This window comes from Streptomyces sp. M92 (assembly GCF_028473745.1).
In the GTDB taxonomy this organism is placed as follows: domain Bacteria; phylum Actinomycetota; class Actinomycetes; order Streptomycetales; family Streptomycetaceae; genus Streptomyces.
In genome coordinates this window covers 4,079,410-4,095,025 of sequence record NZ_CP101137.1, presented here as the reverse complement: position 1 = coordinate 4,095,025, position 15,616 = coordinate 4,079,410, and the positions used below count along the sequence as shown (strand labels likewise).

The window sequence follows — 15,616 nt, the reverse complement described above, 5'->3', positions numbered from 1 at the left end:
GCCGCCGCCACCCCATGCCGGTCGCCTCCCCCGCGCCGCCCGCTGCCGGGTCCGCGACCACCTTACGGAGCTGTCGTGCCCCGTGCTCGATGGTTACGGAACCGTCAGTGGTCCGCGCAGCACGGTGTCGGGTCCGGGTCCTCGAACGGTACGAGCGTGCCGCCCGCGGCGGGCATGGCGGCCAGGACGAGGCGGCCGTCCTGCCACTGCGGGCGCACGTGGTCCCGGGTCACCAGCGGGGTGTCCGGGGCCGGTTCGCCCGGCGAGCCCAGTACCGTCACGCGGTCGATCGCGGAGCGGGCCAGCAGCTCGGCGACGGTCAGCGTGCCGGTCAGCGCGTCCGCGCCCGGGTAGCGGACGGCCCGGCCGACGGCGTCCCAGGCGCCGTCGCGGACCTCGTGCCCCTGCTCGCGGAGCCGGTCCCGGGCGGCGCGCAGGACCGGCTCCTCGGCGGCGGCCAGCGACAGGGCGACGCGCGGGCGGCCGTCCCGCACCAGGTGTGTGCAGCCGAAGACTCCGTCCGGGAGCCCGAGTTCGGCCACGAGCGCCCGGAGCAGGTGGTCGGCCTCGCGCAGCGTCGTCGCGCCGGTGTCGATGCCGATGGCGTGCGGCGCGGGGGCGGCGGCCGGTGTCATGACGGCAGGATCCACACCGGGTTCGAGTAGAACCACAGGTCGCGCCACGGGTCGGCGTCGCCGACGACGTCGATGGCGGGGCCCGCCGGGTCGACCTTCGCGCCCAGCGCGCCGACGGCGGAGCGGTTGCCGTCGGTGCCGCGGGTGCGGAGGTAGACGGGGCGGTCGACGCGGCCGAGGTCGTAGGTGAGGCGGACGGTGCCGGTGTCCTTGCCGACCTCGTACGACTTGACGACGCGGGCGGTCGGCGCGGTGAAGGTGTCCTGGTCGGCGACCGGGCCGGTCACGTCGCCCTGGATGACGTCGACGCGGGCGAGCTTCGGTGTGAACCCGGCCCAGTTGGGGCCGCCGGCGAGGGCGACGTCCATGGACAGGGTGACGCGGGTGCCCTTGCGGACGTGCAGGGCGCCGCCGAGGGTGGCCCAGCGGCCGCCGCCCGAGACGCGGACGTCGAGGCCGCTGATGAGCTGCCCGTGGTCGACCCAGATGCGGCCGGCGCGGATGCCGTCCATGACGGCGGCGTAGGAGAAGCCGTCGGAGCCGACGTGGGTGCGGCTGTACTGACCCGGCCAGTAGTCGCCCTGGGTGACGTCGATCTGCCCGGCGTAGACCGGATCGTCGTAGCGGCCGTCGGCGTTGAAGTCGCCGCCGCCGCGGGCCGCGGTGTCGGCGTACACCTGGTGGGAGTCGGAGTTGGCGGTGATCCACCAGGGGCGGCCCTCGGCGATGAGACTGTCCCACAGGCCGCCGACGGTGGCGGTCATCCAGTCGAAGCCGCCCCAGGTGCGGTAGCTCTCCAGCGGGTAGCCGGGGAAGGAGTTGGCGCCGGGGCTGCCGTCGTAGATGCCGCGGGCGCGGCCCATGCCGAGCGGCTTGGGGAGGCCGGCGGCCTGGTGGCCGGGGGCGCCCTCGAAGCCGACGGCGATCTGGTGGTGGCGGGAGGTGGCGTCGCGCCAGGCGCGGATCTCGTGCGGGGAGTCGATGCCCTTGCGTGCCGGGTGGTTGGCGAGCATCAGGGCGTCCTTGACCTTGCGCCGCTTTACCTGGTCGGCGAGGAAGGACAGGCCGGCGACCGCGAGGGCCTCGTTGGCGGGCGTGGAGTCGCCCGCGCCCTTCACGCTTCCGTCGTAGCCGGTCTCGAACTGCTTGAGGACGGAGACCTCGTGACGGCCGGGGTGGACGAAGACGGTGCCGTGCTCGGCGGCCGGGATGTTCCACTCCAGGCCCTGGAAGACGAGGGTGTCCTCGTAGGCGTCGCGGGCCTCGCGGATGTCCGGGTTGACCTTCTCCACACCGATCTTGGCGTGGGTGACGCTGCCGTGGTCGGTGATGACCAGCCAGTCCATGCCGTGCCGGGCGCCCTGGCGGACCTGGTCGACGACGCGGTACTTGCCGTCGCTGCTGTACTGGGTGTGGATGTGGTGGTCCCCGGCGAGCCAGAGGAATCCCTTCCCGCGGCGTCCGTGGCTCGCGGCCCGCGCGGGAGCCGCGGCGGCGGTCTGGGTGAGGACGGTGCCGGCGGCGAGTCCGGCGCCGAGCAGTCCGGCGCGGCGCAACAGGCCTCTGCGGGACTGCTGTTCGGGGCTGAGGGCCTCGTCGGGGACGGACGCGTCGAAGGCGGCGGGAAGGGCCGGCGCGGTCTCGTGGTCGTGGTGGTGATCGTGGTCGTGCGGGTGTGCGTGTCCGTGCCCCATGGAAGCCCCTCCTGGATACCGCCGCCGTGCGCGGCTCCGAGGAGGATCGAGGCGGAAGATGAACGTTGAACGACCCGAAGGTGAGCCTCGCGTGCCACCACGCCTGCCCTAGCATGAAACCTAGGAGCCCTAGGAAGCAGAGAAGGTGGCACATGCCCCGAGCGGGTCTTACCACCGACCGCGTCGTCGCGGCCGCCGCCGATCTCGCCGACGCGACCGGCTTCGAGAGCGTCACCGTCTCCGCGCTCGCCCGGCACTTCGGGGTGAGGGACGCGAGCCTGTACACCCACGTGCGCAACCTCCAGGACCTGCGTGTCCGCGTCGCGCTGCTGGCCGGCGGCGAGCTGATCGACGAGATCGCGGCGGCGGTGGCCGGGCGGGCCGGCAAGGAGGCGCTGGCCGCCTTCGCGGGCGCCTACCGCTCCTACGCCCTGCGCCACCCCGGCCGCTACGCCGCGACCCAGATCCGCGTCGACCAGTCCCTGGTCGCCGACTCCCCCGCCCTGCGCCGCACCGCCGAGATCACCCACGGCATGCTCCGCGCCTACGGCCTCACCGAACCCGACCTCACCGACGCCGTGCGCCTGCTGCGCAGCACCTTCCACGGCTACTGCGCCCTGGAGGCCACCGGCGGCTTCGGTGCCCCGCGCGACGTACGGGCGTCCTGGGACAAGGCGGTCGAGGCACTGCACGTGGCGCTGACGCACTGGCCGCGCGAGGGGCCGGGCTCGGCCGACGGCTAGTCAGCCCAGGGCCCGCACCTCCTCGTACGTCGGTGCCGCCCCGCCCGGCACCCTCCCGGCACGCACGTCCTCCACCGCCTCCAGGGCGGCACCCAGCGCCCGCCGGTAGAGCAGCGAGCCGAGGCTGACGCGGCCGACGCCCAGGTCGGCGAGGTGCGGCAGGGCGGGCCCGGCGGGCGAGTGGAGGACGTTCAGCGGGACGTCGCCCAGGTGGGCGACGAGGTCGCCGATCGCGCCGGGATCGGTGAGACCGGGGACGAAGACCCCGTGGGCGCCGGCCTCGCGGTAGGCGTCCAGGCGCCGCACCGTCTCCGGGAAGGAGCCGTCGCCGGACCAGTACGTGTCCGTACGGGCGTTGACGAACAGGCCGGGGGCCGCCGCACGGACCGCGGCGATCTTCGCGGCGTGCCGGTCGGCGGGGCCGAGGGCGTCCTCCAGGTTGACGCCGACGACGCCGACCGCCGCCAGCTCCCGCGCGAACTCCCCCACCTCGTCGGGGTCGTCGCTGAAGCCGTCCTCCGCGTCGACGGAGAGCAGGAACGGTCCCGAGCCCAGGGTGAGGGCCAGCCGCAGTGTCTCGTCGCGGGTCGCCGACGCCCCGTCCGGCAGCCCGGCCGCCGCCGCCACGCCCAGGCTGGTCGTGCCGACCGCCCGGAACCCGCGCGCGGCGAACGCGTACGCCGAGGCGTGGTCCCAGGCGCACGGCAGCAGCAGCGGCTCACCGGCGCGGTGCAGACCGGCGAACGCGGTCACGACAGGTCACCCACCGCGTCGGCGTAGTACACGGACTCCTCGAGGTGCTCGGCCAGCCGGCGGAAGCTCCAGCCGTCGCCGGGCGAGTGGTCGAGCTGCTCCTCGGTGAGCGCGTCGAGGCGGTTGGCCCAGATCCGGGCGAGCCGGGTGAGGCGGCTGCGGGCCTCGTCGAGGTCGTCCTGGGTGAAGGGGGCGAGGTCCGCCGCCGTGGTGACCATGGAGGCGTGCCAGTGGTCGGGCTGCGTCTCCTCCCCCGCCAGCCGCGCCTCCATCTCGGCGAGGTGGTCGACCATGTGGTCGGCGACCCGGCGGACCGCCTTGTGCGGGGTGTGGACGCGCCCGTCGACGTGGGCGGGCCGTCCGTCCCAGCGGGTCCAGGTGGCGGCGAGGGCGAGGACGTGTTCGACCATGCCGGTGACGGTGCCGGCGGGCGTGGCGGGGGCGGTGGTGGCGGTGTTCGTGTCGCTCATGCCCGCGACGCTACGGGCCGGTCGTTTCGGCCCCCGCCGAAGTGTTCTCGCCGCGCCGCGCCGGCCTCCGGCCGCGTCGCCACCGGAGGCCGGACACTCAGGTGTGCCGTACGGCGCCGTGCGGCACCAGGCGTTGAGCGACGAGTGCGTCGCGGACCAGACCCGCGTAGACGGTGGCGCCGTGCGCGGAGGTGTGGGTGTTGTCCCGCTTCTCGTCGTAGAGGTAGAGCGACTTGGAGCCCTCCACGCCGAGCGACTCCACGAGCGCCTTGGTCTTCGCGGTCAGGTCGATCAGCGGCACGTCCTCGGCGGCGGCGACCGCGCGGACGACGGCCGGGTGGTCGACGCCGAGGCCGTTGACGAGCAAGGCCGTGTCGTTGTTCAGGGTGCCGTCGGCGCTGAACCAGCGGCGCACGACCGGTGTCACGAGCACGGGGCGTCCGCCGCGCTCCCGGACGCCCGACACCAGGGTCTCCAGGTTCGCCCGGTAGGTCGCCTCGTCGGTGGTCTTGTCGTTGTGCGCGAGCTGGACGAGCACCAGATCGCCGGGACCGATGAGCGGCTGTACGGTGCCCCACATCCGCTCGTCGGCCAGGTAACTGACCGTGCTCTCCCCCGAGTCGGCATGGTTGGCGACGGACAGGCCCTTGCGGAGGTACTGCGGCAACTGCTGGCCCCAGCCGGAGTAGGGCGCGCCCGGCTGGTCGCAGACGGTGGAGTCCCCGACGAGGAGGATCTGCCGCGCGTGGCGGGCGGGGGTCACCCGGATGCCGGCGAGGGCGGGGGCCGAACCGCCGATCACCAGGTCCAGGCCCGGGCTCCCGACGGGCCCGGCGGGTTCACCCTCGGGCGTGCGGACGTCCACGGTGAAGCTGCGGACGGCTCGCTCCCCGGCCTCCGTGGCGGTCTCCGGCAGCAGGGACCGTCTGGTCTCGCCGCTGACCGAGGTACGGGCGGCGTCCTCGCCCCCGAGCAGCACCTGCACGTCGTACGTGCCCGGCGGGACGTCGAAGTGGCAGGCGGTGGCGGTGCAGCCGGCCGTCCCGAGGGAGCGGCCCTGGGCGGCCTCGGCGGCATGGGCGGGTACGGCCGTCAGGGCGCCGGCGGCCAGTGCGGCGGCCACCAGCGCGGCCGCGGCGACGCGTCTCAAGCCCGCCCCCTCGCCGTGTCGGCGACCGGGACGCCGAAGTCCGGCGTGCCGTCCGCCTTCCAGCGCAGCCGCTGGATACGGGTGTGCCGGTTGGGGTCGTTCAGCGGGTCGCCGTCGATCTCCTTGTACTGGCGGGCGTGGTAGACGAGGACGTCGGTGCGGCCGTCCCGGTCGACGGTGAAGCAGTTGTGGCCGGGACCGTACTGGCCGGTGCTCTCGTTGCTGGTGAAGACGGGGACCGGGGACTTGGACCAGTTGGCCGGGTCCATCAGGTCGGCGTCCGCGTCGGCCGTCAGCAGGCCCATGCAGTAGTTGGCGTCGGTGGCGCTGGCCGAGTACGTCATGAACAGCCGTCCGTTGCGGGCGATGACCGCCGCGCCCTCGTTGACCTTGAAGCCGACGCACTCCCAGTCGTACTCGGGCGTGGACAGGCGTATCTGGGGGCCTTTCAGCGTCCAGGGGTTCGCCATCTCGGACAGCCACAGGGCGGTGTTGTTGTCCATGCCGGGCTCGTGCTGGGCCCAGGCCAGGTAGCGGGTGCCGCGGTGGGTGAATGTGGTGGCGTCGAGGGAGAACGTCTCCCAGGCGGTCTTCACCTGGCCGCGCTCGACCCAGGTGCCCCGGAAGGGGTCGCGGTGGGCGTTCTCCAGGACCCACATGCGGATGTCCCAGACGCGTTCGGCGGGCGCGGCGGCGAAGTAGATGTACCACTTGCCGCCGACCCGGTGCATCTCCGGCGCCCAGATGTGCGCGCCCATGTCGCCGGTGGCGTGCTTGCGCCAGATCACCGACTCGCGGGCGGTGCCGAGGCCGCCCAGGGTGCGGGACCGGCGCAGGACGATGCGGTCGTACTCGGGGGCGGTCGCCGTGAAGTAGTAGAAGCCGTCGGTGTGACGGCGGATGTGCGGGTCGGCGCGGTTGCGGACGAGCGGGTTCACGTACGGGGCCGTTGTGCCGGGAGCGGCGGAGGCGACGGCGGGGACGGCCGTCAGGGCTCCCGCGGCCACTGCGCCCTTCAGCAGCAGGCGTCGGCCGGGGACTGCGGGCTGGGTGGGCGGTGCTTCGTCGGCGCGGCTCATACGGGCTGCCTCTCGACGGGGAGTCCGGCACGCCTGGTTCGGCATACCGAACGCCATCTGTGATTACGAACGTCGAAAAGGTAAGGGTGTGACAGGGGAAGGTCAACGGGTCCGGCACCGGCGGCCCGCCCGGCCGTGGACCCGACCCTGGAACCCGGCCCAGGACTTGGCCCTAGGTCACCAGCCCGTGCCGGTAGGCGTAGACGACGGCCTGGACGCGGTCGCGCAGGTCGAGCTTGGACAGGATGCGGGACACGAAGGTCTTGACGGTCTCGGGGCTGATGACGAGCGCCGCGGCGATCTCGCCGTTGGACAGGCCGTCCGCGATGAGGCGCAGCACCTCCAGTTCACGAGGTGTCAGCGGAACGTCCCGGGCGCCGCCCTCGGCGGGCCGGATGCGGGCGGCGTACCGGCCCACGAGGCGGCGCGTCACCTCGGGGTCCAGCAGCGCCGAGCCCAGGGCGACGGTGCGGATGCCGTGCAGCAGCCGGTCCGGCGGGGCGTCCTTGAGCAGGAACCCGCTGGCTCCGGCGCGCAGTGCCTCGTAGACGTACTCGTCCAGGTTGAAGGTCGTCACGACCAGCACCTTCACGGGGTGCTCCACCCTGGCACCGGCCAGCAGCCGGGTGGCCTCGATGCCGTCGAGCACGGGCATGCGCACGTCCATCACGACGACGTCGGGGCGGAGCCGCCCGGCCAGTTCCACGGCGGTCCGCCCGTCCCCGCACTCGCCCGCCACCGCCAGGTCGGGCTGCGCGTCGATGATCGTCGACAGCCCCGTGCGGATCAGGACCTGGTCGTCGCAGACCAGCACCCGGACCGGCGCGCTCATACCGGGCTCCCCCCGGGTATCCGCGCCCGCACCAGGAAGCCGCCGCCCGTCCGGCGGCCCGCGCTGAAGTCGCCGCCCAGGACGCCGACCCGTTCGCGCAGGCCCTCCAGTCCCCGCCCGCTGCCGCCGGGGGAGCCGGCCCGCGAACCGGAACCGTCCGTGCCGACTTCCACGGTGATCTCCCTCTCGCCGTGCCGCACCAGGACCGAGGTCCGGCCGCCGTGGTCGTACTTGAGCGCGTTGGTCAGGGCTTCCTGGACGACCCGGTAGGCCACCAGGTCGGCGCTGCCGGTGGAGGCCGGCGGCGTGCCCTCCTCGGTGAACTCCACGGGCTGCCCGGCCCGCCGGGTCTGCTCGACGAGGGTGAGCACCCGACCGACGGGCGGCGTCCGGTCCTCGCCGCCGTGACCGGTGCCGTGGTCGGGGTTGAGCAGGTCCAGCAGGTGGCGCAGATCGGTGATGGCGCGCCGGCCGGTGTCGCTGACGGCGGTCAGTGCCTGGTCGAGCCGGTCGGGCGCGGCGGTCAGGTACCGGGCCGCCTCGGACTGCACGACCATCGCCGTCACGTGGTGGGTCACCACGTCGTGCAGTTCGCGGGCGATGCGGGTGCGTTCGGCGTCGCGGGCGTCCTCGGCGACGCGGCTGCGGCGTTCGGCCTCCGCGACCCGGGCGGAACGCATCCACGCCCCGATGCCCCAGGCCAGAGCCAGGGCCAGATGGAAGGTGACGAACTCGGCCACGGGGTCCCCGGGGCCGAGCCGGTGGAGGGCGACCGCGAGGGCCGCGTACGCGACGGTCGCGGCCACCGGGGTGGCCCGCCGGTACCTTTCCAGGTAGGACCCCGCGCTCAGCAGCGCGATGGGCAGCGCGGTGCCCGCGAAGAGGTGGTAGCCGCGCAGCTGGTCCAGGGCGAAGCCGCACGACACCAGGGCGAGGCAGACAAGCGGCCACCTGCGGCGCAGGGCGAGCGGGAGGCACTGGAGGACGGCCGCCGCGGCGGCCAGCGCGTCGGCGGGCCGGGTCGGCAGGCCGCCGACCTCCGTGCCGTTGCCGTGGAGGCCCGGCACGACCGACGCGAGAAGGAGCAGCAGCCCGAGCGGGAGGTCCCGGACCGTGACGTCGAGCCGGCCCCACAGCTCCGGGACACGCCGACCAACGATCACCGGGGCAGTTTAGCGGGGGAGTTGGCGCCCGCGGCCCGCCGGGCGCCGAAGGGCACGATGTTCCCGCGCCGGTGCGCCAGCCACAGGAACACCAGCGTCAGCAGCGCCCCGAAGCCCACCGAGTACACGCTGCCCTCCGGTCCGAAGTCGCCGCCGGTGAGCAGCTTCGGACCCGACATCGTGGCGTCCAGCAGGCCCTCGCTGGTGCCGTTGCCGGAGACGACGGTGCTGAAGACACCGCCCGCGGCGAAGTTCCAGCCGAAGTGCACGCCTATGGCGAGCCACAGGTTGCGGGTGGCGGCGTACACGGCGGCGAGCATGAAGCCGGCCTCGACGGCGATGGCGACGGCGCCCCACAGGGTGGCGTCCTCGTTGAGCAGGTGCGAGAGCCCGAACACCAGGCCGGTCAGTCCCAGCGAGAGGTAGGTGCCGAGGTGCTCCTCGATGATCCGGAACAGCACCCCGCGGTACAGGACCTCCTCGGTCGCCGCGGCACCGGCCATGAATCCGACCATGCCCACCGCGCCCGGCACCGACCCGAGGCCGTGCACGTCGTAGTGCCCGGAGGCGAAAAGGTTCACGATGACGGCCGTGAACATCCCGGCGCCGATCAGCGTCCCCCAGCCGGCCTTGGCCGGGGCGTCTGCCAGGGCCACGTCCAGGGCCCGGCGGCGCTCGGTGCGCCGCACCACCCAGGCGTACACGTAGACCACCAGCGCGGCCGCCGTGAGACCGACGACCAGGGTGAGCCAGTCGTTGTCCTTCACCGCGTTGATGCCGATGCCGCCGACGGCGTACGCCGCCAGCACGGCCAGGAACTGCCAGACGAACCTCACGGGGGACCCCTTCTCCGGGCCGCGGCCGGTGTGCCGCGGGCCGCACTGGACGCTACGGACCGGGCGGCCCCGGATCGTCACCCCACGGTGGACACCTCGCCGTAGCTCGCACGGGGGACAAGCCCGCAGGCCGTGCCGCCGGCTGACTAACCTCGTTGCCATGACCAGCGACTTCGCCGACGCCCTCGCCTCCGGCCGCCCCCTCGTGCTCGACGGCGGCATGTCCAACCAGCTGGAGTCGGCGGGCCACGACCTGAGCGACGACCTGTGGTCGGCACGGCTGCTCGACGAGGACCCCGAGGCGGTCACCGAGGCGCACCTCGCCTACTTCGAGGCGGGCGCGGACGTGGCGATCACCGCGAGCTACCAGGCCACGTTCGAGGGGTTCGCCCGGCGCGGGACCGGCCGTGGGCGCGCCGCCGAACTCATGGGCCTGAGCGTGGAGTCGGCGCGGGAGGCGGCGCGCCGCGCACGGGCGGACCGCCGCCTGTGGGTGGCCGCGTCGGCGGGTCCCTACGGGGCGATGCTCGCGGACGGCTCCGAGTACCGGGGCCGGTACGGGCTGACGGTCGCGGAGCTGGAGCGCTTCCACCGTCCCCGCCTGGAGGTACTGGCCGCCGCCCGGCCGGACGTGCTCGCGCTGGAGACCGTTCCCGACACCGACGAGGCGGCGGCGCTGCTGCGGGCGGTGCGCGGACTGGGCGTGCCGGCCTGGCTGTCGTACACCGTCGCGGGCGGCCGCACCCGCGCGGGCCAGCCGCTGGAGGAGGCCTTCGGGCTGGCCGCGGACGCGGAGGAGGTGATCGCCGTGGGCGTGAACTGCTGCGCCCCCGGCGACGTCCCCGGCGCCGTGGAGACCGCCGCCCGCGTCACCGGGAAGACGGTTGTCGTTTACCCGAACAGCGGAGAGGCCTGGAACGCTGAGGCGCGGTCCTGGACGGGGCGTTCCTCGTTCGACGCCGGACAGGTGCGCCGGTGGCGGGCGGCCGGCGCCGGGATGGTCGGCGGCTGCTGCCGGGTGGGGCCGGAGACGATCAGGTCCGTCGCGGCGGCTCTGGCACCGGCGTGACCGGCGGCCGGTGGCCCGGTCGCCGCGGGGAGCTCGCCCTGCCGTGGCCGGCGCGGCATGTGCCAGGATGACGTGAACTGGCGTTCGGGGGGACGGGTTCGACAGGGGGAGACCGATGGAACACGGGGGGCGGCCCGGACGGCGGGCGGTGCCCGGGGCGGTGGTGGCCGCCGGGGCGGTCGCGGCGCTGGCGGTGGCCGCGCTGGTGCTGCGGCCCGAGGAGGGGCTGCTGGACTCCGACGGCAAGGGCCCGCTGGGCCACTGGGGCTTCGTCGCGATCGGGGCGTCCGTCGCCTGGGCGGTCGCGGTCATGAAGACCGTCCAGCGCCTGCGTCCCCGGTTCAACAGCTACCGTGCCTCGCTGCCGCCGGGCGAGGAGCGGCTGCGGGAGATCGCCGCGCCGCTGCTGTTCGCCGGGGCGGGCGTCATCGGCGTCCTGGCCCTGGTCCTGCACCGGTTCTCCACCGGCGGTGACCAGTCCTCCCCGCCGCCGGTCCTCCCGGCGCCGCTGCCCACCCAGCCGGTCCCCGGCGAGCCGATGCCCGGACAGGACCGGGCAGACCCGGGGCACGACGCGTCACTCCCCCTCTACCTGGTGCTCGGCCTGCTGGCGGCGGTGGTCGTCGTGCTCGTCGTGGTGGCCGTCGTACGACGGCTGCGACGCCTCGGGCTCAGGGTGCCGCAGCGCCCCGCCCGCGCGGCCCCGGTGACCGAGGACGACGACGCGCGTCTGCTGCTGTCCGCCGTGCGGTCGGGCCGCCGCGCCCTCGCCGACACCGGCGACGCCCGCGCGGCCGTCATCGCCTGCTACGCCGGGATGGAGGACGCCCTCGTCGCGTCGGGCGTGGCCCGGCACGCCTCCGACAGTCCCGCGGACCTGCTCGACCGCGCCGTCACGGCAGGGCTGGCACCGGGCCCGGCCGCACCGCGCCTGACCGCGCTGTTCCGAGAGGCCCGCTTCTCCTCCCATCCGATGGACGCCTCCCACCGGGAGGCGGCGGCCGACGCCCTGGAGGAGATCGACTCGCTGCTGGCGGAACGGGAGGGCGCGCGGTGAACCGGCCGACGGAGGGCACCCCCGACATCCCCGACATCCCCGACATCCCCCGAGGGGACATGCTCACGCTGGGCCGGCTCGGGCTGCTCGGCGGCGCGGTCGCCGGCTCCGGCGTCCTGCTCGTCCTGCTCCTCGACGGCCCCGGGGCGGCCGGCGCCCTCCTGGCCCTGCTCGTCGTCGTGGCGCTGGTCGTCACCCGGTACGTCGCCGGGGCGGACGCCTTCGACTCCGGACACCGGGGCGAGGTGCGGCTGCTGCGGACGCGGGCGCCGGGCATGGGCGAGTGGCGACGGAACGTGGGGACCGCGACAGGACCCGACGGCGCCCTCTACTACCGCGCGGTGCTCCGGCCCGAGCTGCGCCACCTGTACGCCGCCGCGCTCGCCGAGCACCACCACGTCTCGCTCGACCAGCAGCCCGAGCGGGCGGCCGAGTTGATCGGCCCCGAGCTGTGGCCGTGGCTCGGGCCCGAGCCGCCCGGCACCGGGCCCGACGGCGAGGTCCCCGTCGACGTACTGCGCCGCCTCGTCGACCGCCTCGAAACCCTCGGCGCCCCCGCGACCAGAACCGCGCACCCCGCACCCCGCACCGGTAAGGAACAAGCGACGTGACGACTGACCCCACGCCCCAGCTTCGCACCGCCGAACAGGTCGGCGAGCAGGCCGGCGCCGTACTGCGCGAGATAGGCCGCGCCGTCGTCGGCAAGCCGGACGCCCTCGAACAGGTGATGCTGGGCGTACTGGCCGGCGGCCACGTCCTCCTCGAAGACCTGCCGGGGCTCGGCAAGACCCTCCTCGCACGGTCCTTCGCCACCACCCTCGGCCTGGACTTCCGCCGCGTCCAGTTCACGCCCGACCTGCTGCCGTCGGACGTCACCGGAACACCGCTGTACGACCAGCGCACCGGTGAGATGGTCTTCCACCCCGGGCCCGTCTTCACCAACCTCCTGCTCGCCGACGAGATCAACCGGACGCCGCCCAAGACGCAGGCCGCGCTGCTGGAGGCGATGGCCGAGTCACAGGTGACGGTGGACGGCGAGACCCGCCCACTCGCCGACCCGTTCGTCGTCATCGCGACCGCCAACCCGGTGGAGTACGAGGGCACGTACTCCCTGCCCGAGGCGCAGCTCGACCGGTTCCAGCTGCGCGTGCGGATGGGCTACCTGACCGCCGGGCAGGAACTGGCGATGCTGCGGGCCCGGATCGACCGGGCCGCGCCCGAGGCCGTCCTCGAAAGCCTCGCGGGACCGGCCGACGTCAGGGCGTGGCGCGCCGTCGTGGAACGCGTGGAGATCGACGACGACCTGCTGGAGTACGCCGTCGCCCTCGTCGGCGCGACCCGCGACCACCCCCAGATCAGCATCGGCTCCTCACCGCGCGGCGGGCTCGCCCTGGTCCAGCTGGCGCGCGCCCGCGCCGTGCTGGACGGCCGCGACTACGTCGTCCCGGAGGACGTGAAGGCCCTCGCGGTGCCGGCGCTGGCCCACCGGGTGTCGCTGCGGCCCGAGTTGTGGGTGCGCGAGGTGTCCACGGACGACGTGCTGCGCGAGATCGTCGGCGGTGTCGCCACGCCGACGACCCGGCGCACGGCCGCCACCGTCGCCAACGCCCCGTCATGACCGCGCCGCCACCGGACGCCGGGGTGGTCCGCGCCCTGGAGGGGCGCACCGAGGCGGCGCAGCCACCGCCACCGCCGCCCTCCGGGCCGCGCCCGAGCGAGCGGACGCTGCGCCTGCTGACCGTCGCCGTCGTCGCGCTGTCGGCCGCACTGCTCACCGGGCGGGCCTGGCTGCTGGCGCTCGCGGCGGCACCGCTGGTGCTGCTGGCGCTGGCACTGCCCCGCACCCGGCACCCCCGGCGCGTCGAGACGACGGCGACCGTCGAACCGAGCCGCTGCTTCGAGGGCGACACCGTCACCCTGCGCGTCTCGGTGGCCCACGACGGGGACGCCGTCCGCCTCGACCCCGGCGTCACGCTCGGCCCCGGCCTGCGGCTCGACGAGGTGGTCGTCGGCCCGTCGTCCGTCACGCTGCGCCACACCGCGCTGCACTGGGGCCGCTGGTCGCTCGGCCCGGTGGACCTCGACGTGTACGACGCCGGGGGCACCGTGCGCCGCACCGTGCGGGTGGCGGAGCAGGAGGTGGCCGTCTTCCCGCACGCCGCGCAGGCGCGGTTCACCCCGATCCCGGTACGGCTGCCGCAGCGGCTCGGCGAGCACGCCTCGCCGCAGGCCGGGGAGGGCGTCGAGGTCATCGGAGTGGCCCCCTGGGTGCCCGGGGAACGGCAGCGGCGCATCCACTGGCCGTCGACGACCCGGCGCGGGTCCGTGCAGCTGCACCGCTTCGCGGCCGAGCGGGCCGCCGACACGGTGATGCTGATCGACGCGTTCGGGGACGTCGTCGACCCGGTGACCGGGCTGTCGTCCCTGGACGAGACGGTGCGCGCCGCCACCGGACTCACCCGGGCCTACCTGCGCACCCACGACCGGGTGGGGGTCGTCTCGACCGGCGGCACCACGCGGTGGCTGGCGCCGGGCACCGGCGACGCGGCCTTCTACCGCATCGTGGAGAGCGTCCTCGACGTGCGCAAGGACCGCCGCTTCGACGCGCCCGGCCTGGAGCGGCTGCCGCCGCCCGCGCTGCCGGAGGGAGCGCTCGTGTACGTGTTCACGCCGCTGAGCGACGCACGGATGCTGAAGGTGCTGCGCGATCTCCAGGAGCGCGGGCGCCGCCCGGTCGTCGTGGAGATCCCGAGCGGCGACCCGCAGGTCGAGCCCGGGGACACGGCGGGCGAGCTGGGGCTGCGGCTGTGGCACGCGGAGCGGGACGCGATGCGTTTCGCCCTGCGGGACAGCGGGGTGCCGGTGGTGCGGCACGTCGTGGGTGAGTCGTTGGACCTGGCCCTGGCGCCGCTGCTGTCGGGCCGGATCGGTGGAAGGGGGCGCGCGGGATGACGATGCTCGACGCACGGGTCGGTTTCCGCGAGTACCTGGGGTACTGGGCCGGCACCCTGCCGGTGCGGGTGCTGGGCGCGGCGGCCCTCGCGATGGCGTGGCGGCCGTGGGCGACGGTGAGCGGTGCGCCGGACGCCGTCCTGTTCGGGTGCGCGGTCGCGTTCGCGGTGTGGGCGGCGCCGTCCCTGGACCGGCGCCCGTCGCTGGAGTCCGCGCGGTGGTCGTACCGCCTGCTGCGCCACCGTACGACGGTGCTGGCGGGCGGTGTCGTGGTCGTCGCGGCGTCCTCCGGCGATCCTGCCTGGTGGGAAGGCGCCTGCGTGGTAGCGCTGCTGGTCGCCTACCTGGTGACGAGTGAGACCTGGCCGTGGCGTTGGGGGCGCGGGACCGGGCGCGTGTGGGCGGAAGCGGTCGCGGCCTGCGCCGGGGCGGGCGTGGTGCTGGTTGCCACGGTGGTTCCGGTGAGCGGTGCCGGGGGCGGGCTGGGGCGCGTGATCGCGGCCGCGGTGGTGGGCTTGGCGGCGGTCGGGGGCGTAGTGCTGTGCGCCCGGTGGCGGGGACGGAATGCAGGAACTGCTGGACCTCGTTGATGAAGTGGCCGTGGGGCCGCCCGCTTCTTGGCCAGTGTCGTGCTTCCGCGAGCCGAGTAAAGGGCGCTCCCTGCGGTCGCGTCGGCTGCGCCGATGGGCCTGCGGCCCACCCTTGACTCGGCCCGCTCCAGCACGGGTGAGAAGCGTGCGGGCGGCCGGAGGGGAACGGGTGGCCTGGGTGCGTCGGTCCCTTCCGCCGGCTGCGTACGCGTTGGGCGTGCGGGGCGCGTCAGCGTCTCGCCGGCACGCCGCCTCGGCTCAGCGGCGAACGGCGGGTGGGTGGTGAGGAGGAGTGGGAGTGGATTGAGGGCGGGGGAGCTGCGGGTCGGGGGTGGTCTGGAAAATGGATGACACTTCGGGCCGAAGTGTCATCCATTTTTGGAGGGTGGTCCGGGGGTGGTCCTGTGGTGCCCGCCCGGGTTGGCCGCTGGGACGGCGTGGCGTGCCGCCACCAGGGCTGGTGCGTACCGCCCACCGGGGGTTAGCCGCTGAGCCGGGGCGGCGTGCTGGCGAGGCGCGAGCGCGTACCGCCGTCGCCGGGTGCGTACGCAGGGGACGGCTGACCGTGAACCCGGTTCGGCCACCCGTCTTTC

At 74.7% G+C, this 15,616-nt stretch carries 16 protein-coding genes; 7 read left to right on the top strand and 9 right to left on the bottom strand.

Features of this window, described 5'->3' with window-relative positions; all coding sequences use genetic code 11:
- Nucleotides 1-104 precede the first annotated feature (104 nt).
- Together M6G08_RS18565 and M6G08_RS18560 are read right to left on the bottom strand one after the other, a co-directional pair.
- Entirely contained in the window at nucleotides 105-635 is a 531-nt protein-coding gene (locus M6G08_RS18565) for a hypothetical protein (RefSeq protein WP_272588280.1), read from the bottom strand.
- Entirely contained in the window at nucleotides 632-2,329 is a 1,698-nt protein-coding gene (locus M6G08_RS18560) for a PHP domain-containing protein (RefSeq protein ID WP_272588279.1), read from the bottom strand. The genes M6G08_RS18565 and M6G08_RS18560 overlap by 4 nt, the downstream gene beginning before the upstream one ends.
- A 152-nt stretch (nucleotides 2,330-2,481) precedes the next feature.
- On the opposite strand from M6G08_RS18560, the gene M6G08_RS18550 reads away from it, so the two are divergent.
- Entirely contained in the window at nucleotides 2,482-3,072 is a 591-nt protein-coding gene (locus M6G08_RS18550; RefSeq protein ID WP_336299000.1) for a TetR/AcrR family transcriptional regulator, read from the top strand.
- On the opposite strand, the gene M6G08_RS18545 is transcribed toward M6G08_RS18550, so the two are convergent.
- The 7 genes from M6G08_RS18545 to M6G08_RS18515 form a co-directional block, all read right to left on the bottom strand.
- Nucleotides 3,073-3,825 carry an isocitrate lyase/PEP mutase family protein gene (locus tag M6G08_RS18545; protein ID WP_272588278.1) on the bottom strand — a complete coding sequence of 251 codons (753 nt, stop codon included), beginning with the start codon at nucleotides 3,823-3,825 and terminating at the stop codon, nucleotides 3,073-3,075.
- Nucleotides 3,822-4,295 (bottom strand): hypothetical protein, encoded by a 474-nt coding sequence (locus M6G08_RS18540; protein WP_272588277.1) that lies wholly within the window; start codon nucleotides 4,293-4,295, stop codon nucleotides 3,822-3,824. Before M6G08_RS18540 ends, M6G08_RS18545 begins: the two co-directional genes overlap by 4 nt.
- A 97-nt stretch (nucleotides 4,296-4,392) precedes the next feature.
- Nucleotides 4,393-5,445 carry a rhamnogalacturonan acetylesterase gene (locus tag M6G08_RS18535; protein WP_272588276.1) on the bottom strand — a complete coding sequence of 351 codons (1,053 nt, stop codon included), beginning with the start codon at nucleotides 5,443-5,445 and terminating at the stop codon, nucleotides 4,393-4,395.
- Nucleotides 5,442-6,524: a glycoside hydrolase family 43 protein gene (locus M6G08_RS18530; protein ID WP_272588275.1), complete on the bottom strand. Its 1,083-nt coding sequence runs from the start codon at nucleotides 6,522-6,524 to the stop codon at nucleotides 5,442-5,444. Before M6G08_RS18530 ends, M6G08_RS18535 begins: the two co-directional genes overlap by 4 nt.
- Before the next feature lie 172 nt (nucleotides 6,525-6,696).
- On the bottom strand, nucleotides 6,697-7,356 hold the full coding sequence (locus M6G08_RS18525; protein ID WP_272588274.1) for a response regulator: 660 nt from the start codon (nucleotides 7,354-7,356) through the stop codon (nucleotides 6,697-6,699).
- Entirely contained in the window at nucleotides 7,353-8,519 is a 1,167-nt protein-coding gene (locus M6G08_RS18520; RefSeq protein WP_272588273.1) for a sensor histidine kinase, read from the bottom strand. Before M6G08_RS18520 ends, M6G08_RS18525 begins: the two co-directional genes overlap by 4 nt.
- Nucleotides 8,516-9,355, bottom strand: coding sequence for a CPBP family intramembrane glutamic endopeptidase (locus M6G08_RS18515; RefSeq protein WP_272588272.1), 840 nt, complete (start codon nucleotides 9,353-9,355; stop codon nucleotides 8,516-8,518). Before M6G08_RS18515 ends, M6G08_RS18520 begins: the two co-directional genes overlap by 4 nt.
- A gap of 160 nt (nucleotides 9,356-9,515) precedes the next feature.
- Here M6G08_RS18515 and mmuM point away from each other — a divergent pair, with 160 nt between their 5' ends.
- The 6 genes from mmuM (at nucleotide 9,516) to M6G08_RS18485 (ending at nucleotide 15,023) form a co-directional block, all read left to right on the top strand.
- Nucleotides 9,516-10,424, top strand: coding sequence for a homocysteine S-methyltransferase (gene mmuM / locus M6G08_RS18510; protein WP_272588271.1), 909 nt, complete (start codon nucleotides 9,516-9,518; stop codon nucleotides 10,422-10,424).
- Nucleotides 10,425-10,539: 115 nt separating this feature from the next.
- Complete coding sequence (locus M6G08_RS18505; RefSeq protein WP_272588270.1) at nucleotides 10,540-11,481, top strand: DUF4129 domain-containing protein; 942 nt, start codon at nucleotides 10,540-10,542, stop codon at nucleotides 11,479-11,481.
- Complete coding sequence (locus M6G08_RS18500) at nucleotides 11,478-12,092, top strand: hypothetical protein (protein ID WP_272588269.1); 615 nt, start codon at nucleotides 11,478-11,480, stop codon at nucleotides 12,090-12,092. The genes M6G08_RS18505 and M6G08_RS18500 overlap by 4 nt, the downstream gene beginning before the upstream one ends.
- The gene (locus M6G08_RS18495; protein ID WP_272588268.1) at nucleotides 12,089-13,099 is read left to right on the top strand and encodes an AAA family ATPase; all 1,011 of its coding nucleotides are present in this window, start codon (nucleotides 12,089-12,091) and stop codon (nucleotides 13,097-13,099) included. Before M6G08_RS18500 ends, M6G08_RS18495 begins: the two co-directional genes overlap by 4 nt.
- Nucleotides 13,096-14,433 (top strand): DUF58 domain-containing protein, encoded by a 1,338-nt coding sequence (locus M6G08_RS18490; RefSeq protein WP_272588267.1) that lies wholly within the window; start codon nucleotides 13,096-13,098, stop codon nucleotides 14,431-14,433. The genes M6G08_RS18495 and M6G08_RS18490 overlap by 4 nt, the downstream gene beginning before the upstream one ends.
- Complete coding sequence (locus M6G08_RS18485; protein ID WP_272588266.1) at nucleotides 14,430-15,023, top strand: hypothetical protein; 594 nt, start codon at nucleotides 14,430-14,432, stop codon at nucleotides 15,021-15,023. Before M6G08_RS18490 ends, M6G08_RS18485 begins: the two co-directional genes overlap by 4 nt.
- The last annotated feature ends 593 nt before the right edge of the window (nucleotides 15,024-15,616 follow it).